The following is a 20,206-nucleotide window of genomic DNA, read 5'->3' on the forward strand; positions in this document are numbered from 1 at the left end:
CGGCGTCCCCCCCGGGCTATCGCGCTCCCGGACGATGCGGCGGCCAGCGCCTCTGCACGAAAGCGCCCGAGGAACCGCCATGCCGCAAGACCGTCTCGACTCCCTTCGCGACGCCGCCCGGACCGCCTGGCTCTACGTCCTGCCCCTGATCGAGATGGCCTCGCCGCGCACCCGCGCCTTCGCCGGCGGCGCCCCGCCCAACGCCTTCGCCCACGGCCGCGACCTCGTGGGTCCTGCGGACCGCGACATCACCACGCCGAACAACGACACCCTCTATTCCTCGGCCCACCTCGACCTGTCGCAGGGGCCCGTCACCCTCACCCTGCCGCCCAGTGGCGACCGCTACCTGTCGGTGGCGCTGATGGACGCCTACACCAACAACTTCGCCGTCCTGGGAACGCGCACCACGGGCCGCAACGGCGGTCGCTTCCGCCTGGTCGGCCCGACAGAGGCCGCCCAGGGCCCCGACGTGGTGCGCGCGCCCACCCCGTCCGTCTGGGCTCTGGGCCGGATCCTGGTGGACGGCCCGCACGACCTCGACGCCGCACGCGCCGTCCAGTCGGGCTTGACGGTCCAGGGGCCGGCCGCCGAGCCGCCGCCGCCCTGCGCCGAGCGCCACGCCGACTGGCCGGCCTACTTCGCCAGCGCGGCCCGACTCCTGACCCGAAACCCGCCCCCGGTCACGGACCGCGCCCGGCTGGAGTCGATCGCGCCCCTTCGCCTGGACGATTTCCGGCCCGACCGCTTTTCGCCCGAGGAGGCCGCCGCCATCGCCGACGGCGTCGAGCTGGCCCGCGGCGACATCTGGCGCAGCGGGATCAAGGGCCAGGGCTTCGTGGACGGCTGGTCCTATCCCTACACGCGCCTGGGCGACTTCGCGCAGGAGCATCACTATCGCGCCAGCGTCGCGGTGGGCGGCCTGGCCGCCCTGCCGCCGGAGGAGGCCATGTACATGCGCGCGCGGGGCGACCTGCCGCGCGCCCTGTTCGACGGACGCCATGACTGGCGCCTGCATTTCCCGGCCGAGGCGCCGCTGCCGGTGGACAGCTTCTGGTCGCTCAGCCTCTACGAATCGACGCCCGACGGGCAGTTCTTCTTCACCGACAACGCGCTCGGCCGCTACGCCATCGGCGATCGCACCCGCGGGCTCGCCCGAAACCCTGACGGCTCGCTCGACATCTGGATCGGCGCCCGGCCCCCGGCGGCCGGCGACTCCAACTGGCTGCCCGCGCCCGAGGGGCCCTTCGCCCTCTTCATGCGCGCCTACCTGCCCCGGCCCGAGCTGCTCCACGGCGCCTACCGCCTGCCGCCTGTCCGCCGCGTGGACGACTGAAGGCCGGAACCCGGCGCGCGCCGGGCCTTCAGCTCATCCCGTGCGCCTCGGGGATGGGCGACGGCGCGCCCTCAGGCCGGCGGACAAGGTCCTCGGCCTTACGTCGAGGTTCGCGAAGGCGAGGCGGCGCGAAAAGGCTGGCGCCCGCGGCGGGGACGCGCCAACGTCCCGCGGGGTCGGGGGACCTCTGGCCGGGGAGACGACTTTGACCATGATCGACAGACAGCGCCGCCGGGCCGCGCAGGCCATAGCGAGCGGGGCCGTGGCTGCGGCCGTCTTCGGCGTCGGGCTGGCGGGCCCGACACAGGCCCAGGCGCAGCCACAGCGCAAGCCCGACCTGGCCGACGCCGTGGCGGGGACCTATGCCGGCGACGTGATCTCGGATTCCAGGGGATCGAGCCGCAGCGGCGTGACCCTGACGGTGACGCGCACCGGGCCCAACACGGTGCAGGTGACTTCGGACTATCCGCGGCTGCCGGTGATCACCGTGCCTCTGACCACGGCCATGAACACCATCCAGGCGGCGCGCGGGGACAGCGTCTTCCTCTACGACCGCGACCGGAAGCAGCTCGACGTCAGCTTCCACATGGAGGTGAGCTGGTCGGGGGTCCGGCAGTAGGCGGCAGCTCGCTCGCGCCGCAGGCGTGGGGATAGGACCGCGGAAGAACGCGGAAGTGGGCGCTCCGGCCCGCAGGCCTTCCGCGCCCTTCCGCGATAGCTTTCCGTCTGCGCTGACGCACGGGCGTCAGATCGCGCCGAAGCACCAGGCGAGGATCGACTTCTGGGCGTGGATGCGGTTCTCGGCCTCGTCCCAGATCAGGCTGGCGGGACCGTCTATGACCTCGTCGGTCACCTCCTCGCCGCGGTGGGCGGGCAGGCAGTGGAGGAAGACCGCGTCCTTGGCCGCCTCGCCCATCAGGCGGGCGTCGACCTGGTAGGGCTCCAAGGCCTCGAGCCGCTCGTCGTGGTCGGTGTCGCCCATCGAGACCCAGGTGTCGGTGATGACGCAGTCGGCGCCGCGCACCGCCTCGCGCGGGTCCCGGGTGGTCGTGACCTGGCCCTGCTGCTCGGCCGCGCGCGCCAGGTCCATCATGTCGGGATGGAAGACGGCGGGCGTGGCGATGTTGAGCCGGAAGCCCAGCTTGGGCGCCGCGTGGATGAAGCTGGAGCAGACGTTGTTGCCGTCGCCCACCCAGGCGAAGGTCTTGCCCTCCACCGACCCGCGATGCTCCTCGAAGGTCATCAGGTCCGCCAGGATCTGGCAGGGATGGCTCTTGTCGCTGAGGCCGTTGATCACCGGGATCGACGCGCACATGGCGAGGCGCTCGACGTCCTCGTGGAGGTTGGAGCGGATCATCACGGCGTCGACCATCCGCGACAGCACGCGGGCCGTGTCCTCGATCGGCTCGCCCCGGCCGAGCTGCATGTCGACCGCGTTGGAGATGATCACGTCGCCGCCGAGCTGGCGCATCGCCGCGTCGAACGAGAAGCGGGTCCGGGTGGAGTTCTTCTCGAAGATCATCGCCAGCGTCCGCCCCTCGGCCGGACGGTCGGCGTCGGGCCGGCCCTTGGGCCAGCCCCTGCGGGCGGCCTTGCGGGCCTTGGCGTCCTCGAGGATGGCGCGCAGCTCGTGGCCTTCGAGCTTCCAGATGTCCAGGAAGTGCCGGGGCGAAGGCGCGGTCATGCCGGGACCGCCGGCTGGGCCTTGCCCTGGGCCTGCGCCCGCGCGACGTCGCAGGCGCGTTCCAGCATCTCCATCGCCTCGCGCGCCTCGTCCAGCGACAGATTGAGGGGCGGGAGAAGCCGCACGCAGTTGTCGCCCCCGCCGGCGATCAGCAGGTGCTGGTCGCGGGCGTGCTGCATGAACTCACGGTTGGGCGTGGCCAGCTTGATGCCGATCAGCAGGCCCTTGCCGCGGATGTCGAGCACCACGTCGGGGAACCGGTCCTTCAGGCCCGAGAGCTGCTGGTTGAAATAGCCGGCGACCTCCCGGGCATGGGCCAGGAGCTCGGGCTTCACCAGTTCCTCCACCGAGGCGACGCCCACGGCCATCGCCAGGGGGTTGCCGCCATAGGTCGAGCCGTGGCTGCCCGGCGTCATGCCGCGCGCCGCCTCCGCGGTCGCGAGGCAGGCGCCGACCGGGAAGCCGCCGCCCAGGGCCTTGGCCACCGCCATGATGTCGGGATCGGCCCCGCCGTCGGCCCACTCGTAGGCGAACAGCTTGCCCGTGCGGCCCAGGCCGCACTGGATCTCGTCGTAGATCAGCAGCGTGCCGGTCGCGTCGCAGAGCTGGCGGACGGCCTTGAGCTCGGTTTCGGACCACGAGCGCGCGCCGCCCTCGCCCTGCACGGGTTCGAGCAGGATGGCGGCGGTGGTCGGCCCGACCAGGGCCTTCAGCCCTTCGAGGTCGCCGAACTTCGCCTGGACGAAGCCGGGCAGCGCGGGGCCGAAGCCCTCGACGTAACTCGGATTGCCGGCGGCGAAGATCGTCGCGATCGTCCGGCCGTGGAACGAACCGTCGAAGCCGATGATATCGACCCGCTCGGGGTTCCCCTTGACCCAGTGATACTTGCGCGCCGCCTTGATGGCGCATTCGATCGCCTCGGCGCCCGAGTTGGTGAAGAAGGCCACGTCCGCGAAGGTGTTGTCCGTGAGCAGCTTCGCCAGCTTCTCCTGGTTGGGGATGCGGAAGATGTTTGACGTGTGCCAGAGCTTCTCGGCCTGGTCCTTCACCGCCTGCACCAGCCGGGGATGGCTGTGGCCCAGGGCGTTGACCGCGATGCCGGCCATGCAGTCCAGGTAGGCCTCGCCCTCGGCGGTGTAGAGGCGCGAGCCCTCGCCTCGCTCGAACGCCAGCGGGGCGCGCGCGTAGACGCCCATGATGTGGTCGCTGGGAACGGGCGCGGCGGTCGTCTCGGCCACTTCGAAAGCCCTCCTGAAAAGGAAGCGTCCCCGCGGCGCGTGCGGCGGGGACCGGAAGGCCTGGCGTTTTCCGCTTCGCGCCCCCGCGTGTCAATGATTTGCGAGGCCGCGGATTGATCCGCCGCAAGGCCGGCCGGAACGCCCGGCGCCAGCTTGCCGTTCAACGGCCAGGAGGCTTCATGATCGAACTGCTCGAATCCCCCGACCACGTGTTCGCCTGCCGCATCGAAGGCGTCGTGGACGGGGCGGACTACGACCGCGCCATCCAGGCGGTGGAGGCCAGGCTGGCGGCGCACCCCCGGATCGGGCTCTACGCCGACATGACCGGCTTCTCCTCGATGACGGCCGAGGCGTTCATGAAGGACCTCCGCTACAACTTCGAGAAGCTGGGCCAGTGGAGTCGCTTCCCGCGGGCGGCGATCGTCACCGACGAGCCCTGGCTGCGGGCCTCGGTCCGCCTTCTCGACCCCATCTTCCCACAGTTCGAGGCGCGCGCCTTCGCGGCGGGCGAGGAGGCCGCCGCCATGGCCTGGGCGTCCGACATCCCCGGCGTCAGGTCTTGATCTTGTAGCCCACGCGGAACATCCACAGGCAGGCCCAGCCCAGCGCCAGGGTCAGGATCGCCGTCATGGCGGCGCCCACGGCCAGGTCGCTCTCGGCCTGGCCCAGGAAGCCGTACCGGAAGCCGTCGATCAGGTAGAAGAACGGATTGTAGTGGCTGAGCGTGCGGAACGGCTCGGGCAGCCGCTCGACGAGGTAGAACGTGCCCGACAGGAACGTCATCGGCATGATGACGAAGTTGGTCACCGCGGCCATATGGTCGAACTTCTCGGCCCACAGGCCGGCCATGATCCCGATGAAGCCCATGATCAGCGCCGCGCCCAGGCCGAAGTAGGCGATGGCCCAGGGCTGGGCCACCGGCAGGCGCGCGAACGGCAGGATGGCCGCCAGGCTGACCACCCCCACGAGGATGCCCCGCGTGGCCGCCCCGGCGCCGAAGCCGACCACATGCTCGCCGGGCGTGAGCGGCGGGGTGAGGAAGTCGCCCATCAGGCCGTTGAACTTCGCCTGCAAGAGCGATGACGACGAGTTGGCGAAGGCGTTCGAGAGGATCTGCATCATGATCAGGCCGGGGGCCACGAAGGTCCCGTAGGCCACGCCATGCACCTCGCGCGCGCCGCCCACCGCCACCACGAACACCAGCATGTAGAGGAGCGCCGTCACCACCGGCGCGGCCAGGGTCTGCAGGCCCACCTTCAGGAAGCGCCGCACCTCGCGCACGTAGAGCGTCCTGAGGCCCGGCCAGTTCACGCCGGGATAGGCGCGCGGCTGGGGCGGCAGGACGGTCTCGGCGTCGGGCATGTCTCGCATGGCCGAGATGTGCGCCCCCGGGCGCGGGAGCGCAAGGCGGCGCGCAGCGTCCGCGGCGCGCCCAGCCGGCGCCCAATTCCGACTCAACATCTAGTTCCTGTGGATGACCGCGATGGCGCCTATTGTGGCCGTTAGCGAGTTGTTTACTACTGATAGTGGTTGGTGGGCAGCGAGATTGCTGATCGCCACAAGATATTGACGCCGGCGCTGTCTGGGGCGCGCCGGGCCCTCTGGTGGGAGGCCGATCATGGGCTGGACCGACGAACGCGTCGAACTTCTGAAGAAGCTCTGGCAGGACGGCCTCTCGGCCAGTCAGATCGCCAAGCAATTGGGCGGGGTGACCCGCAACGCCGTCATCGGCAAGGTCCACAGGCTGGGCCTGTCGGGTCGCGCCGCGCCGTCCAAGCCGCAACGGACGACGTTCAAGGCGCCGCGTCCTGCGCGCCCGGCGCCCGCGGCCCCCGCCGCCCCGCGCCGCATCGCCGAACCGGTGGCGGCGCAACACGCCGCGCCGGCGCCCGTGCGATATGTCGACGAGACCCCCGGCACGGCGACCGTGCTGACCCTGGGCGCCCATATGTGCAAGTGGCCGATCGGCGACCCCTCGCTGGACAGCTTCACCTTCTGCGGCCGCCGGTCGGAGGAGAACGGGCCCTACTGCCACGAACACGCCCAGGTGGCCTACCAGCCCGCCCAGACCAAGAAGAAGTCCAGCGCCGCCGAGCTCGCCCGCAGCCTGCGCCGCTACATCTGAGATCCGCTGCGAAGCGGCCCGACATCCGTTGGGGATGGGAGGCGCGCCGGGAGCCGAAGGTCGCGAAAGCATCCTTGAGGTTCCGGGCGCGCTTCTTTCGTTCCGGGCCGGCGGATCGCAGCTTCCGTGAACGGCCTGCACTGCGGCTGGACATGGCCGGGCCAGAGTGAGCCGGAAGCAACCTCGACGAGGCAGACCGTGATCGCCCTCGCCTGGATCGGCGCCGTGACCGGACCGTTCGCCGCCTGGTGGCTCTGGCGGCGCGGCGCGACAATCACGCACGTCGTCGTGGGCATCCTGGCCGTGGCCTACCTGCTGGCCGTGTGGGCGGTGCTCATCGAGCCCCGCACCCTGACCGTGCGCCACGTGGCGGTGGACAGCCCGGGCTGGCGGGGCCCGCCGCTTCGGATCGGCGTCCTGTCCGACACGCACGTGGGCTCGGGGCACGTGACCGTCCCGGGACTTCGCCGGACGCTGGCGCGGCTGAACGCCGAGCGGCCCGACCTCATCGTCTTCCTCGGCGACTATGCCGGCGGCCACCTTCCCGAGGGCGACCGCAGTCCTGCCGACCGCGCCGCAGTGCTGGACGGCGCGGCGGCGCTGGCCGAGGCCCGGGCGCCGCTGGGCCGCTACGCGGTGCTGGGCAACCACGACTGGTGGTTCGGCGGGCCTTCGGTGGAAGCGGCCGTCCGCGGGGCTGGCGTTCCGGTCCTGGAGAACGCGGCGGTGCGGATCGCTCGGCCCGAGGGCGCATTCTGGCTGGCGGGCCTGGCCGACCTCTATTCCGCGCGATCCGCGCCCTCGGCGGCGGCGGCGCTGGGGGAGGTTCCCGCCAGCGAACCGGCGATCGTGCTGACGCACTGGCCCGACACCTTCCCCGGCGTGCCGGACCGTGTCGCCCTGACCCTGGCCGGGCACAGTCATTGCGGCCAGGTGAACCTGCCGTTCGTGGGGCGGCCCGTCCTGCCGTCCCCCGGCTCGGCGCGATGGCCCTGCGGCCTCTATCGCGAGGGCAAGCGACGGCTCTATGTCACCGGCGGCGTCGGGACATCGATCCTGCCCGTCCGTTTCCGCGCCCCGCCCGAGATCGTGATTGTGACCCTGAGCGCAGCCCCCTAGCCTGCGCCCCGCATGACGGAATCCGCCGACACCGCTCCCGCCGCCGACAGTGGCAACGCCAAGGCCTATTCGGTCTCGGAACTGGCGTTCGCCCTGAAGCGGACGCTGGAGGATTCCTACGGCTTCGTGCGGCTGCGCGGCGAGCTGTCGAAGGTCACCCACCATTCCAACGGCCACGTCTACCTGACCCTGAAGGACGAGCGCGCAGCTATCGACGGCGTGGTCTGGAAGGGCAGCGTCCGCAACCTCGCCATCCGGCCCGAGCAGGGCCTGGAGGTGGTGGTCACCGGCAAGATCACCACCTATCCGCAGGGCTCCCGCTACCAGATCGTCATCGAGACGATGGAGGCGGCCGGCATCGGCGCGCTTCTGGCCCAGTTGGAACGACTGAAGCAGAAGCTGGCCGCCGAAGGCCTGTTCGACGCCGCCCGCAAGCAGCCCCTGCCCGCCATGCCGGCAGTGGTCGGGGTGATCACCAGCCCGACCGGCGCGGTGATCCGCGACATCCTGCACCGCATCCGCGACCGGTGGCCCTGCCGCGTGATCGTCTGGCCGGTTGTGGTGCAAGGCGATGCGGCGGCGGCCCAGGTCTCGGCGGCGATCCGCGGCTTCTGCGCGCTTGCGCCCGACGGCCCGGTTCCGCGGCCCGACATCCTGATCGTCGCCCGCGGCGGCGGGTCGGTGGAGGATCTGTGGCCGTTCAACGACGAGGGCCTGGCGCGCACCGTCGCCGACTGCCCCATCCCGCTGATCAGCGCCGTGGGGCACGAGACCGACACCACCCTGATCGACTTCGTCTCGGACCGCCGCGCGCCCACGCCCACGGCCGCGGCCGAGATGGCGACGCCGGTGCTGGCCGAACTGAAGGCCCTCGTCTCGGACCTGGGCGCGCGGATGCACCGCTGCGGCGGCCGCGTGGTCCAGGACCGGCGCGCACGGATCGACGCGGCCGAACGGGCGCTGCGCCGCGTGCCCGACCTCGTCCGGCTGGCGGAACAGCGCTTCGACATCGTCTCGGGCCGGCTGGGCGCGGGCCTGGCCCGGAACGCGGCGATCCACGAGCGCGAGCTGGTGCGGGTGGCCACGCGGTTCTCGCCCCTGCTGCTGCAACGCCCTCAGGCGGTGCAGAAGGATCGGCTGGACCGGCTGATGGTGCGGCTCGAGCCGGCCGCCCGGCGGCGGCTGGAACGGGCCTCGGAACGTCTCGACGGCCTCGGAAAACTGCTGCTCTCGGCCGATCCCGACCGACCGCTCCAGCGGGGCTTCGCCCGGGTTTCCCGCGCCGACGGAAGCCTGGCGCGTGCGGGGGCCGACCTCATGGCGGGCGAGACCGTGGCCATCACCTTCGGCGACCGCGTGACCCGCCACGCGGTGATCGACGCCGCCACCGGCGACGTTGCGCCCCTCTCCGCTCCGGCTCCGCCTTCGAGGTCCGCCCGGCCCAGGCCGAAGGCCGCGCCGCCGGAGCAGGGCGACCTGTTCTGAGGCGGCCTCGCCCGCGAGCACCTGTCAAGCGACGGCCGGACACGCTAAATAGCGGACATGAACGCCCACGATCGATCCCTCGGCGCCAACGACCTCGCCAAGCTGCACTACGGCGACGGCGACTATGCGGTGCTGCGGCCGGGCCGCCACGTGCTCTGCGCCGTGACCGGTCAGAAGATTCCCCTGGAGCAGCTCCGCTACTGGAGCGCCGAGTTGCAGGAAGCCTACGCCGGCCCCACCGAGTCCCTGAAACGCTGGCGCGAGACGCGCTGAGCTTCCTTTCCCGCCAGGCGGGAAGAAGGTCAGCGCGCCGGAAGGCCTATCTGCGATACACCTCGTTCGGCCAGCGCTTGTGGACCCAGAACCATTCGGCCGGGCGGGCGCGGATGCGATCCTCCACGAAGGCGTTGATTCGCCGCACGCCGGCCTCGACGTCGGCGGCGCGATCGCCCGTGTCCTCCAGGCGGATCGGCGCGTGCGCGATCACCTTGAACCGCGCCCCGGGGCCGGTGCGCTGGACGCTCATGGGCTGGAGCGGGATACCGAACCGAAGCGCAAAGGTGGAGGGGCCGGGCGCGGTGTGCGCCATGACGCCGAAGAAGGGCGCGGCCACGCCGCCATTGAACTTCTGATCGTTCATGAGCGCGACGGATTCCCCCCGCTCCAACCCCCGCACCAGCTCGCGCGCGCCGTCCAGCCCCTTGGGGGCGAACAGGCGGACCCCATAGCGGAAGCGGCTGCGCCGCACGCGCGCGTCCACGTACGGGTTGTTCATGGCCCGGTAGGTGATCTGGCACCGGACGCCGGCCTTGATGATCATCGCCGGCATCACCTCGAAACTGGAGAAGTGGCCCGAGACGAACACCACCGGCCCCGCGCCGGCCGCGATCTCGGCGAGGCGTTCCGCCCCCTCCACTTCCACGCGGCCTGTGTCGGCAACGATACGGTCGAGGATGAGGAATTCCGCTAGGGTGCGTCCCAGTTCAGTCCATTGCGCCCGGAGGAGTTGGTTAATCTCGGCCTCGGCCGCCTCGGGGAAGGCGATGCGGAGATTACGCTCCGCGACCCGGTGGGCGCTGGTCACGGGCCCCAGCACGCGAAAAATTCGCGCGCCAAAATTTGAAACAGAATCAATTGGAAAGAGGCGTGCGACGGCGCAGACTGCGTCAAATAGCGCCGCCTCTAGCATCCAAATCGAAACTGCCACGTATGAGTGCTTAGGTGCGGCCATTAACCTTCCTAGGCCAGGCTGCACGGGGTCGGCAATGGAGGCTGCTGGCGTGAGAGTTGCGATGTCTCAACCACGGAGTCCCGAAGCGGGACTAAGGGAAATCATGGTCGGGGATTCCATGGACGAGATCGACATCCACCTGGGTCGGCGTCTCCGCCGCCGGCGTCGCCTCCTCGGGCTCACCCAGCAGGAACTGGCGCATGCATGCGGCGTGCGGTTCCAGCAGATCCAGAAGTACGAGTGCGCGGCCAACCGCATGTCGGCGGCCCGCCTGTGGCAACTCGCGGAAGTGCTGGAAGTTCCCATCAGCTACTTCTACGAGGGCCTGACGCGGGACCAGCGCGAGAGCATCGAGCGCGAGACGACCAGCGCAAACGAGACCCTGGCCAGCAAGGAAACCCAGGACCTCATCCATGCCTACTACCAGCTCGGCGAGCGTCCGCGCCGCCGCCTGCTGGACCTCGCCAAGGCGATGAACGGCGAGATCGAGGCCTGACCCCGATCCGCCGGACGGCCTGCCTCGCGCGTCCGAGATTCGCCTGACGCATCGGCCGCGAGACAGGCTAAACGGGGGCCATGAGCGCCCCCGCAACCTCTCTCTCCGCTTCCCGTCTGGCCGAGCTGGACAGCTTCATCCTGGAGCTGAACCGCGCGGCCGCCGACGTGATCCTGCCCCTCTTCCGCGGCGCGCACGGGGTGGTGAACAAGCATGCCGCGGGCTTTGACCCCGTCACCGAGGCCGACAAGGGCGCCGAGCGCGCCATCCGGTCGCTGATCGCCGCGCGTTATCCGGACCACGGCGTGATCGGCGAGGAGTATGGCGAAGACCGCCCGAACGCCGAGTTCGTGTGGGTGCTGGACCCGGTGGACGGGACCCGGGCCTTCATCGCCGGCCTTCCCCTGTGGTGCACCCTGATCGGCCTCCGCCATGCCGGCGCGCCGGCGCTGGGCTCGATCGGCCAGTCGTACCTGGGGGAGATCTACCTGGGCCACGCCGGCGGCTCACGACTGGTGAGCCCCGCGGGCGAACGACCGTTGAAGGTGCGCGCCTGTCCCAGGCTGACCGACGCCCTGATCGCCACCACCGACCCGGAGGCGTGTTTCACGGGTTCGGAACTGGGCGCGTGGCGCCAGGTGCGGGCGGCCTCGCGGCTGGCGCGCCTGGGATGCGATGCCTACGCCTACGCCATGGTGGCGGCGGGCACGATGGACCTCGTGGTCGAGGCCGGGCTGAAGAGCTGGGACATCGAAGCCGCGATCCCGGTGATCGCCGGCGCCGGCGGGATCACCACCGACTGGCGCGGCCAGCCGGTGGGGCGCGACGGGGGGCAGATCGCCATCGCCGGGGACCGCGCCTGCCTGGACCAGGCGCTCATCTCACTTCGCCGCGCCGCCGCCTGACGCGGCGCGGGCCTCCCCCGAAGCCGGTCAAACACGGGGCCGATCAAGCATCGGGGCCGGTCAGGCCTTGGCCGGCGGCTTCTTCGCGGCCTTGGGGGCAGCCTTCGCCTTGGGCGCCGCCTTCGCCGCCGCAGGCTTGGCCTTGGGAGCGACAGCCTTCACAGGCGCGGCCTTGGCCGACTTCGTCTTGGCCGGAGTGGCTTTGGCCGCGGTCACCTTGGCCGCGGTCACCTTGGCGGGGGTCGCCTTGGCCGGAGTCGCCGGAGCCTTGGCCTTCGGAGCGGCCTTGGCCGGCGCAGCCTTGGGCTTGGCGGCCGGCTTGGCCGATGCGGGCTGGGCGGCCTTCGCCTTGGGAGCCGGCTTTGCAGGCGCAGCCTTCGCCGCCGCCTTGGCCGGCTTGGACGCCGCAGCCTTCGCCGCCTTCGCCGCGGGGGCCTTCACTACCGGAGCCTTGGCCTTAGGCTTCGCGGGAGCCTTGGGCGCCGCAGGCGCCTTCGCAGCCCTGGGCTTGGCCGCCTTCGCCTTGACCGCCGGTGGCTTGGGCGCTGCGGGAGCGGCCTCGACGACGGCAACCGGCGCGGGTTCGGACGCCGCCAGAGCGGGCGCGGGCGCGGGTTCCGGGACAGGCTCCGGCGCGGGCGCGGGCTTCGGGGCTTCCGCGACAGGCTCCGGCTTGGGCGCTTGGGCGGCGGGCGCAGGCGCGGGTTTCGGGGCTTCGGCGGGCTTCGGCGCCGCCTTTCCGGTGAGCGCGTCGAACACTCGCAGGAAGATGTTACGCATGTCGTCCGTCTCCATCAGGATTTCGTGGTACGCGCCGGGGACGGCGACGAGCCGGCCCTGGGGAAGGTTGCGGGCCGCCGCAGCCTGGGCGGCGTTGTCGACCAGGCGTTCCTCGCCCGCCGACAGGATCTCGACAGGAATGGTCACGCCACGCAGCCGTTCGGGCTGCGACAGCCACGCCGTGGCCTTCAGCGCGAAGTCGAGCCAGCCCCAGGTGGGGCTTCCGAGCGCGAGGTCGGGGCAGGCCGCGAGCTGGGCGCGGTAGCGGGCGTAGCGCGCCGGATCATGGGTCAGCACATTAGCTTCGAACGCCTCGGCGAACGGGTCGCTGGCGCCGCCCACCGTGTAGCGTCCGGCCCGGCCCAGGGTGACGTTCAGCCACGTCAGCGCCCCGGCGACGCGCGGCGAGACCTTGCCGAACTGCAATCCCAGCATCGGCGCCGACAGGCAGGCGCCCACGAAGCGGGGCTCCCCATGAGCCAGCGCCAGCAAGGTGAGGCAGCCCCCCATCGAATGACCCACCGCGACCCAGGGCTTCGGCAGGCGGGGCTCGTAGGCGTCGAGCAGGCGACGGTAGTCCTCCAGGAAGCTGCGGTATCCGCGGGCGTGCCCCTTCAGCCGGTCCGGCAGGTCCCGCGCCGACAGCCCCTGGCCGCGCCAGTCATGGGCGAGGACGACGAAGCCGCGCGCCATGAAGTCGGAGATGGTCTCGAAATACTTCTCGATGGGCTCGGTGCGCCCGCCCGAGAGCACCACCGAGCCGCGATGCGGCCCCGGCGGCGTGAACAGCGCCGCGCGCAGCTTCGCCCCGCCGGCGCCGGCGAACCAGGCCGCTTCGGCGCCCTGTGGCACAGGCGCCTCGGGGACGCCGATGAGGGGGGCGATATCGCTCATGGCCGGCTAGGCCGCTCTCTCGAACAGCGCCTGGATCTGCGGCTGGAGGCTGAAGGCGAGGCTCATGTCGGAGAGCTTCATGCGGCCGGTCATCACCGCGCGCATGGGATCGAGCTCACCCTTGCCGAGGCGGACGAGGTCGGCGCGGCTGACGGAAACCACGAGGTCGGCGGGGCGGTCGTCATTGGTCACGACCGGGCCGTCCACATGGATCACGCCCTCGCCCTTCAGGTCGAGCTTGACCGTACGCGACAGCCCCTCGCCGGACGCCGCAGCCTGGCGGATCCGGTCGGTCAATTCCTCGAGACTGGCCATGCCCCGTCGCGACGCTCCTGAGTCGGCCGCGAGCTTCGCTTCGCGCGCGGGCCATGTAAACCTTCGCCGCTGCCGCTACGCGGGTTTGACGAACTTCAGCGTCATCCGGTCGCTCTCACCGATGGCGTCGTAGGCGGTGCGGTCGAAGTTCGGATCATCGGGCTGGCCTCTGGGCGACGAGCGCCCGACCGGCGGCAGGGTCCAGACGCCGAAAGGGTGGTCGCGGGTGTCCCTGGGGTTGGCGTTGATCTCGCTGGTCGCGGCCAGGCGAAACCCTGCCTCCTGCCCCAGGCGGATGGCGTAGGCCTGGTCCACATACCCACTCTCGGCCAGGACGTCAGGCACGCCGCCCGGAACGGCCCGATGCTCCTCCACGCCCAGGACGCCGCCGGGCCTCAGGGCCAGGAAGGCGTCGCGGAACGCCTTCTCGGCGATGCCAGCGGCCATCCAGTTGTGGAGGTTGCGCAGAAACAGGGCGACATCGGCCGATCCTGCCGGGGCCACCGGACCGCTGGTGGCGCCGAACGCCGTGACTTCGACGTCGCCATAGAGTCCGCGCCCGTTGGCGAACCGCCGGCGATAGGCCTCCACCACTTCGCGGGCCGCGGGATCGGGCGGATCGCCGAGTTGCAGGTGGGCGGCATAGAGGCGGCCGCGCGTGCCCGCCAGGAACGGCGCCAGGATTTCGGTGTACCACCCGGCCCCTGGCCAGAACTCCACGACCCTGTCGCCGGGCTTCAGCCCCCAGAAGGCGAGACTCTCGGCAGGATGTCGCCAGCGGTCGCGCGCCCGGTCGGCCGGCGCACGCCAGGGACCGGCCACCGCCTCGGTCACGGTGCGGGGCGGCCGCTGGCCCGGCGGGTCGCCGCAACCCGCAAGGGCCGCAGCGCCCGCCAGCACCAGGCGTCGGGAGGGATGGATCATGGGCGGGGAGCCCCTTGCGTTCGAGCGCCCCCGCGGCCGATCGTCCCGCGTGTGCTAGCCGCTGGGGCCGCGCGGGTCAAAGGCCCCATCGGACCTTCATGACGCGGCCTTGACGAACCGCAGGGTCATCCGGTCGCTCTCGCCGATGGCGTCGTACTTGGTCCGATCGAAGTTCGGATCGTCGGGCTGACCGAACGGTGCGGTGCGGCGAACAGGCGGCAGGGTCCAGACCCCGAACGGATGGTCCTTGGTGTCCTTGGCGTTGGCGTTCACCTCGGACTTGGCCTGCAGCTTGAAGCCGGCCTTCTCGACGGCGGCGATCACGGTGGCTTCCGACATGTAGCCAGTGGCGAACTTGGGGTCCTCGGGCTTGGGATCGGAGCGGTGCTCCTCAACGGCCAGGATCCCGCCGGGCTTGAGGACGGCGTGGATGTCCTTCAGCACCTTCTCCAGGAGGGCGGGCTGGGTCGCCCAGTTGTGGATGTTGCGGGCGGTGATCACCATGTCGGCCGACCCGGCCGCGCCCAGCGGGCCGGACGTGGGGCCGAAGTTGGCGTAGCGCACCTTGCCGAACCTCGCCTCGTCGGCGTAGCGGGCTTCGAACGCAGCGCGACCCTTCTTCGCGGCGTCCGGGAGATTGGGGTTGTCCAGGTCGGCGGCGGTGGCGACATAGGTCCCGCCGGTCGCCTTGGCGTACGGCGCGAGGATTTCCGTCCAGTAGCCGCTGCCGGGGGACAGCTCGATCACCGTCTGATTGGGCTTCAGGCCCCAGAACGTCAGGGTCTCGACGGGATTGCGCGCGCCGTCGCGGGCCTTGTGGGCGGCGCTGCGCTGATCGCCGGCGACGGCGGCCGCGAGCCGGGCGTCGGCGGCCTGGGTCGCCGCGAGGGCCACGGCTGGAACGGTGAGCGTGAACGCGGCGGCGGCGACCATGACGGCGCGGAGCATCGGGGGTTCCTCCTGGTTCCGATCGCGCGACCGTAGGGCGTGAGGCGGTGTTGGCAACCCCTTGAGACCCTCGCTTCCTTGAAGCTCCCGCCCCCTTGAAACCCCACAGGGCACGCCTAACTCATGGCGTGGAGGCGCTGGATGTCCGGGCCTCCTGGGCTGAAGGCGCCGCCATTCCGGGGCGCCGCAGGTCCAATCCAGAACGCAACCTTGCTTTGAAAGAAGGATGTGACCGCATGCGTACGATCGACTTCTCCCCCCTCTATCGCTCCGTCGTAGGCTTCGACCGCCTGGCGAACCTGCTGGAGACCGCGGCCGCCGACGCCGCCACGGGCTATCCGCCCTACAACATCGAGCGCACCGACGAGAACGCCTACCGCATCGACATCGCGGTGGCCGGCTTCCGTCCGGAAGAGCTCAATGTCGAGGTCAAGGAGAACCTCCTGACCGTCACCGGCAAGAAAGCCGCCAACGACGAGGCCCGCCGCTATCTCCACCGCGGCCTCGCCGAGCGGAATTTCGAACGCCGCTTCCAACTCGCCGACTATGTGATCGTGACCGACGCCAACCTGGCCGACGGCCTGCTGTCGATCTCGCTGAAGCGCGAGCTGCCCGAGGCTCTCAAGCCGCGGAGCGTGCAGATCACCACCGGCCCTTCCACCCTGATCGAGGGCGAAAAGGCCGCCTGACGCGGTCCGGAAGGCCACTGACCACCAGGGCGGCGCTCGCAAGGGCGCCGCCTTTTTCGTGACGATCGGCCACGCGCGGAAGCATCGCGGCGGCGGCCTGATCTCAGATCGCGTCGTCCAGGCCTCGTGCGCCCTGCCGGAAGGCGCCCGTGAAATTGGCCTGCTTGAGCAGGGCGCCGCTGAAATTGGCCCGGCTGACGTCGGCGTCCTGGAAGACCGCGTGCCGAACGTCGGCGCCCGTCAGGTCGGCGCCCTTGAGCTGGGCGCCCGCGAGGTTGCAGGGCAGCACGCGGTCGGCCCCCAGGAGCAGCGGCCCGAGCTGGGCCTCGCGCAGGTCCGCGCCCGACAGCTTGGCACCCACGAGGCGCGCGCCCCTCAGGTCGGCGCGGCGCAGGACGGTGTTGCGCAGGTCGGCGCCTTCGAGGTGGGCGCCCTGGAGTTGCACGCCCTCCATGTCGAGGCCGTAGAACGTCGCCTGCTTGGCGGTGAGCGCGGTGAGGTTGTAGCCCCGGATCGAACTCAGGGCCCGCAGGTCGGCGTTGTCGAACGACGACGGCTTGCCCTCGGCGCCGCCCGTCTCGCACCAGCGGGCGTGGTCCCGGATCATCTCGGCATAGGGCAGGTCGGTGAGCGCGCGGCCGGCCGGTTCGTCGGTGAGCGCGCCGGCCATGTTAGCCTGCGAGACGTTCCAGGCGACGGTGCGCGCGCCGACCAGGATCGCGTCGCGCAGGTCGGCACCGGCGAGGTCCGCCCCCGAAAGGTCCGCCCCCGAGAGGTTGGCCCCGGCCAGGGTCGCCTGCTTCAGGTTGGCGCGGATGAGCTTGGCGTCCTTCATCACCGCGTCGGTGAAGTCGGCGCGGACGGCCATGGCGCCCGACAGGCGTGAACGCTCCAGGTTGGCGCCGGCCAGGATCGCGCCCTGCAGCTCGCCCGAGTTGGGCTTGCCGATCTCGAGCTTCCGGAAACCGAAGCGCCGGTCGCCGGCGGCCAGGGCGCCCTCGCGCAGGTCGGCCTCGAAGAGGTCGGCGCCGGTCAGGTCGACGCTGCGCATGCACGAGCCGCGCAGGTCGGCGCGGCGCAGCGAGGCCTCGCGCAGGTCCGAGCCGGTCAGGTCGGCGCAGAACAGGTTGGCGTTGTCGAGCCGCGCGCCGCGGAGGTCGCAGTCGTTGACGATGGCGCCGGTGAAGTCGGCGTCGCAGAGGTTGCGGCCGCCGAGCTTCGTTCCCGACAGGTCCTTGAACGCGAACACCGCGCGCGCCCCGCCGGGCTTGGAGCTCCAGAGGCGATCGTGCTTGGCGCAGATGGCGTCGACCTCGGCCTGGGTCAGGCGGTCCTGGACGAGCGTTCTGACGTTTTCGGCGGGGAGCATGCTTCCGGCAGGCGCAGTAAGAGACGGTGAACCATGCTAGGCGCCCAGGATTAACGGCGACTTTCCAGGGTTCGGCCCGAAGCGGGGGCGGGGCAAGCCCCTCAGCCTGCCGCCGGGCGGTAGTCCGCATAGAGCGCCGCCGCCTCGTCCGCCAGCAGGCCCACCTCGACGGCCATCCCGTGTTCGCGCAGGCGCCGCACGCCGGCGCCGTCGGCGAAGACCGACTCGTCGACGCAGGCCACGACCACGCGGGCGACGCCCGCCGCCGCCAGCCGCTCGCTGCACGACAGGCCCCCGGACGAGCGCCGGGCGCAGGGCTCCAGCGTGACATAAGCCGTGGCGCGGGCAGCCGCGCCGCCGGCCGCGTCGAGGGCCTGCTCCTCGGCGTGGGGCCGCCCGCCCGGCGCGGTGGCGCCCTCGCCGACGATGGCGCCGGCGGCCACGATCACGCAGCCCACAGACGGGTTGTCGGCCGTCCGGCCCACGTTCTCCGCCGCAAGCGCAATGGCCCGGCGCATGAAATCCTCGTCGCGCATCGTCTCCATCCTGGTCCGGTCGCCGCTCCGCCTACTTGTAGATCGCGCGCTCCGCCGACAACATCCGATCGCCGCGCGTGGCGTCTCCCTGCGGCCACCTCGGGGGCCTTCGATGCGACGTCTGATCCTCACTGCCCTCGCCACGGTCGGAGCCCTCGCCGTCTGGGCCGCGGTCTTCCTCGCCGGAACGCTGGAGGGGTGGTGGCGCCGGCCGCTGGCGCCGCCCGGAGACGCCGCCGCCTTTATGTCGGCCGCCGCGCGGCTGGCCGACGCCGAAAGGCCAGGCGCGCTGTCCCTGCTGCTGATCGAAGGTGGCCGGCCCACGGGGGAACATCACCTCTCGCTCGGCGCGCCCGTGGATCGGGACACGCTGTTCCAGGTGGCCTCGCTGAGCAAGTGGGTGACCGCGCTGGGCGTCATGACGCTGGCCGAGGGCGGCCGGATCGACCTTGATGCGCCGGTCGACACCTACCTGAAGCGCTGGCGCCTTCCACCCGGCGACTTCGACAACCGTGGCGTCACCGTCCGTCGACTCCTCAGCCATACCGCCGGCCTGACCGACGGGCTGGGCTATGCGGGCTTCGAGCCGGGCCAGCCGCTCCAACCGTTGCCCGAATCGCTTGCCCGCGCCGCCGACGCTTCCCCCGGCCGGGATGGATACGTGCGCGTCGGGCAGACGCCCGGCGAAGCCTGGCGATACTCGGGCGGCGGCTACACCCTGCTGCAACTCCTGATCGAGGACGTCACCGGCGAGACCTTCGAGGCCTATATGCAGCGCGCCGTGCTGCAACCCCTGGGCATGGCGCGGTCCACCTTCGTGACCCCGGCCGAGGGCGTCGAGAACCTGGCCGGCTTCTACGGCGAGGGGGGCAAACCCGCGACGCACTACCGCTTCACGGCCGCGGCGGCGGCGGCGCTCTACACCAGCGCGGCCGACATGGCCCGCCTGATCCAGGCCCACCTGCCCGGCCCCGACGGCGCCGCGCCGGGCCGCGGCGTGCTGAGTCCCTCGACGCTGGCGGAGATGCGCCGCCCCCATGCGCGGCAGATGGGGGCCGACTTCTGGGGCCTGGGCCTCATCCTGTACGCCCCGAACGGCGCCGGCGGCCACATCGTGGGCCACGACGGCAACAACGAGCCGGCGATCAACACCGCCGCCCGCTTCGATCCGGCCAGCGGCGACGGCATCGTCGTTCTGGAAAGCGGCGCGCCGCTGCTGGCCACCCGCCTGGCCGGCGAGTGGGTGTTCTGGCGGACCGGTAAGGTCGACACCTTCCTACTGCTGATGGAGGCGCGCAGAACGGCGACGATCCTGGCCGCGGGCGCCGTCCTGATCCTCCTCGCGGGCGTCATCCTGGGCTGGCGAATGCGCCCCCGGCAGGCCGCCGCCTGAAGGTCGGGTATCAGACGGGCGGGATGGCCGTCGCCCGCTCGGCGTCCAGGTAGCGCGCGGCGGTGGGCTTCAGCCCGGCGTCCAGCTCGATCACCAGCGGGTTCGAGGTGGGAATCTCCACGCTCACGATGGCGTCGTCCGAGACGCCGAACAGCAGCTTCACGATGGCGCGCAGCGAATTGCCGTGAGCGGCCACCAGCAGGGTCTCGCCCGCCTTCAGGCAAGGCGCGATCTCGGCGTCCCAGTAGGGTTGGACCCGCACCAGTGTGGTCTTCAGGCTCTCGGTGACCGGCAGGTCGAGGCCGGCGTACCGGCGGTCCTTCGAGAAATCGAACTCGCCGCCCGGCGCCAGGTCCGGCGGCGGGATGTCGTAGCTGCGGCGCCAGATCTTCACCTGATCGTCGCCGTGTTTCGCCGCGGTCTCGGTCTTGTTCAGGCCGGTCAGGCCCCCATAGTGGCGCTCGTTCAGCCGCCAGTCCTTGATCTCGGGCACATAGGCCTGGCCGGCGGCGTGCAACGCCAGCCATGAGGTGCGGATGGCGCGGGTCAGCACCGAGGTGAAGACGCGGTCGATGGCGATACCGGCCGCCTTGATGAGTTCGCCGCCCTTCTTCGCCTCGGCCTCGCCCCGGGGCGTCAGGTCCACGTCCACCCATCCGGTGAAGCGGTCCTCCAGGTTCCACTGGCTCTGGCCGTGGCGCAGCAGGATCAGGGTGGGCAAGGGCGGGCTCCTTCGGGCGTG

At 71.3% G+C, this 20,206-nt stretch carries 22 protein-coding genes; 11 read left to right on the forward strand and 11 right to left on the reverse strand.

Annotation, left to right across the window (positions count from 1 at the left end):
• Window positions 1-79: 79 nt before the first annotated feature.
• Window positions 80-1,333, forward strand: coding sequence for a DUF1254 domain-containing protein (locus WG212_RS14070; RefSeq protein WP_337187738.1), 1,254 nt, complete (start codon window positions 80-82; stop codon window positions 1,331-1,333).
• 211 nt (window positions 1,334-1,544) lie between these two features.
• On the forward strand, window positions 1,545-1,952 hold the full coding sequence (locus tag WG212_RS14075; RefSeq protein WP_337187739.1) for a hypothetical protein: 408 nt from the start codon (window positions 1,545-1,547) through the stop codon (window positions 1,950-1,952).
• Between the two features lie 126 nt (window positions 1,953-2,078).
• On the opposite strand, the gene argF is transcribed toward WG212_RS14075, so the two are convergent.
• Together argF and WG212_RS14085 are read right to left on the reverse strand one after the other, a co-directional pair.
• Entirely contained in the window at window positions 2,079-3,017 is a 939-nt protein-coding gene (gene argF / locus WG212_RS14080; RefSeq protein ID WP_337187740.1) for an ornithine carbamoyltransferase, read from the reverse strand.
• A complete protein-coding gene (locus WG212_RS14085; RefSeq protein WP_337187780.1) occupies window positions 3,014-4,213 on the reverse strand; it encodes an aspartate aminotransferase family protein in 1,200 nt (399 codons plus the stop codon). Before WG212_RS14085 ends, argF begins: the two co-directional genes overlap by 4 nt.
• 221 nt (window positions 4,214-4,434) lie before the next feature.
• On the opposite strand from WG212_RS14085, the gene WG212_RS14090 reads away from it, so the two are divergent.
• Window positions 4,435-4,818 carry an STAS/SEC14 domain-containing protein gene (locus tag WG212_RS14090; RefSeq protein WP_337187741.1) on the forward strand — a complete coding sequence of 128 codons (384 nt, stop codon included), beginning with the start codon at window positions 4,435-4,437 and terminating at the stop codon, window positions 4,816-4,818.
• Here WG212_RS14090 and WG212_RS14095 read toward each other — a convergent pair.
• Window positions 4,808-5,626 carry an ABC transporter permease gene (locus WG212_RS14095; protein ID WP_337187742.1) on the reverse strand — a complete coding sequence of 273 codons (819 nt, stop codon included), beginning with the start codon at window positions 5,624-5,626 and terminating at the stop codon, window positions 4,808-4,810. The two genes, WG212_RS14090 and WG212_RS14095, sit on opposite strands and share 11 nt — an antisense overlap.
• A gap of 247 nt (window positions 5,627-5,873) precedes the next feature.
• Between WG212_RS14095 and WG212_RS14100 the strand changes: the two genes are divergently transcribed.
• The 4 genes from WG212_RS14100 (at window position 5,874) to WG212_RS14115 (ending at window position 9,257) form a co-directional block, all read left to right on the forward strand.
• On the forward strand, window positions 5,874-6,380 hold the full coding sequence (locus tag WG212_RS14100; protein ID WP_337187743.1) for a GcrA family cell cycle regulator: 507 nt from the start codon (window positions 5,874-5,876) through the stop codon (window positions 6,378-6,380).
• 198 nt (window positions 6,381-6,578) lie between these two features.
• On the forward strand, window positions 6,579-7,499 hold the full coding sequence (locus WG212_RS14105) for a metallophosphoesterase (protein WP_337187744.1): 921 nt from the start codon (window positions 6,579-6,581) through the stop codon (window positions 7,497-7,499).
• A 12-nt stretch (window positions 7,500-7,511) separates the two neighbouring features.
• Window positions 7,512-8,984, forward strand: coding sequence for an exodeoxyribonuclease VII large subunit (xseA, locus tag WG212_RS14110; protein ID WP_337187745.1), 1,473 nt, complete (start codon window positions 7,512-7,514; stop codon window positions 8,982-8,984).
• Window positions 8,985-9,041: 57 nt separating this feature from the next.
• Window positions 9,042-9,257, forward strand: coding sequence for a DUF2093 domain-containing protein (locus WG212_RS14115; protein WP_337187746.1), 216 nt, complete (start codon window positions 9,042-9,044; stop codon window positions 9,255-9,257).
• 46 nt (window positions 9,258-9,303) lie between these two features.
• On the opposite strand, the gene WG212_RS14120 is transcribed toward WG212_RS14115, so the two are convergent.
• Complete coding sequence (locus tag WG212_RS14120; RefSeq protein WP_337187747.1) at window positions 9,304-10,215, reverse strand: lysophospholipid acyltransferase family protein; 912 nt, start codon at window positions 10,213-10,215, stop codon at window positions 9,304-9,306.
• A gap of 103 nt (window positions 10,216-10,318) precedes the next feature.
• Between WG212_RS14120 and WG212_RS14125 the strand changes: the two genes are divergently transcribed.
• Both WG212_RS14125 and hisN read left to right on the forward strand, forming a co-directional pair.
• Window positions 10,319-10,711, forward strand: a complete 393-nt coding sequence (locus WG212_RS14125) for a helix-turn-helix transcriptional regulator (RefSeq protein ID WP_337187748.1) — start codon at window positions 10,319-10,321, stop codon at window positions 10,709-10,711.
• 80 nt (window positions 10,712-10,791) lie between these two features.
• Window positions 10,792-11,616, forward strand: a complete 825-nt coding sequence (gene hisN / locus WG212_RS14130) for a histidinol-phosphatase (protein WP_337187749.1) — start codon at window positions 10,792-10,794, stop codon at window positions 11,614-11,616.
• A gap of 60 nt (window positions 11,617-11,676) precedes the next feature.
• Here hisN and WG212_RS14135 read toward each other — a convergent pair whose 3' ends face one another.
• The 4 genes from WG212_RS14135 to WG212_RS14150 all read right to left on the reverse strand — a co-directional run bounded on the left by WG212_RS14135 (window position 11,677) and on the right by WG212_RS14150 (window position 15,477).
• On the reverse strand, window positions 11,677-13,290 hold the full coding sequence (locus WG212_RS14135; RefSeq protein ID WP_337187750.1) for an alpha/beta hydrolase: 1,614 nt from the start codon (window positions 13,288-13,290) through the stop codon (window positions 11,677-11,679).
• A 6-nt stretch (window positions 13,291-13,296) separates the two neighbouring features.
• A complete protein-coding gene (locus WG212_RS14140; protein WP_337187751.1) occupies window positions 13,297-13,605 on the reverse strand; it encodes an SCP2 sterol-binding domain-containing protein in 309 nt (102 codons plus the stop codon).
• Window positions 13,606-13,680: 75 nt separating this feature from the next.
• Window positions 13,681-14,529, reverse strand: a complete 849-nt coding sequence (locus WG212_RS14145) for a methyltransferase (RefSeq protein WP_337187752.1) — start codon at window positions 14,527-14,529, stop codon at window positions 13,681-13,683.
• A gap of 96 nt (window positions 14,530-14,625) precedes the next feature.
• The gene (locus tag WG212_RS14150) at window positions 14,626-15,477 is read right to left on the reverse strand and encodes a methyltransferase domain-containing protein (protein WP_337187753.1); all 852 of its coding nucleotides are present in this window, start codon (window positions 15,475-15,477) and stop codon (window positions 14,626-14,628) included.
• A 236-nt stretch (window positions 15,478-15,713) separates the two neighbouring features.
• On the opposite strand from WG212_RS14150, the gene WG212_RS14155 reads away from it, so the two are divergent.
• Window positions 15,714-16,166, forward strand: coding sequence for an Hsp20 family protein (locus tag WG212_RS14155; protein WP_337187754.1), 453 nt, complete (start codon window positions 15,714-15,716; stop codon window positions 16,164-16,166).
• A 103-nt stretch (window positions 16,167-16,269) separates the two neighbouring features.
• Here the strand turns inward: WG212_RS14155 and WG212_RS14160 are convergent, their stop codons facing one another.
• Window positions 16,270-17,535: a pentapeptide repeat-containing protein gene (locus WG212_RS14160; RefSeq protein WP_337187755.1), complete on the reverse strand. Its 1,266-nt coding sequence runs from the start codon at window positions 17,533-17,535 to the stop codon at window positions 16,270-16,272.
• A gap of 101 nt (window positions 17,536-17,636) precedes the next feature.
• Window positions 17,637-18,071 (reverse strand): deaminase, encoded by a 435-nt coding sequence (locus tag WG212_RS14165; protein WP_337187756.1) that lies wholly within the window; start codon window positions 18,069-18,071, stop codon window positions 17,637-17,639.
• Between the two features lie 112 nt (window positions 18,072-18,183).
• On the opposite strand from WG212_RS14165, the gene WG212_RS14170 reads away from it, so the two are divergent.
• Entirely contained in the window at window positions 18,184-19,464 is a 1,281-nt protein-coding gene (locus WG212_RS14170) for a serine hydrolase domain-containing protein (RefSeq protein ID WP_337187757.1), read from the forward strand.
• 10 nt (window positions 19,465-19,474) lie between these two features.
• Here WG212_RS14170 and gpmA read toward each other — a convergent pair whose 3' ends face one another.
• Window positions 19,475-20,185, reverse strand: a complete 711-nt coding sequence (gpmA, locus tag WG212_RS14175; protein WP_337187758.1) for a 2,3-diphosphoglycerate-dependent phosphoglycerate mutase — start codon at window positions 20,183-20,185, stop codon at window positions 19,475-19,477.
• Window positions 20,186-20,206 lie beyond the last annotated feature (21 nt).

The sequence above is a fragment of the Phenylobacterium sp. genome (assembly GCF_037189685.1).
In the GTDB taxonomy this organism is placed as follows: domain Bacteria; phylum Pseudomonadota; class Alphaproteobacteria; order Caulobacterales; family Caulobacteraceae; genus Phenylobacterium.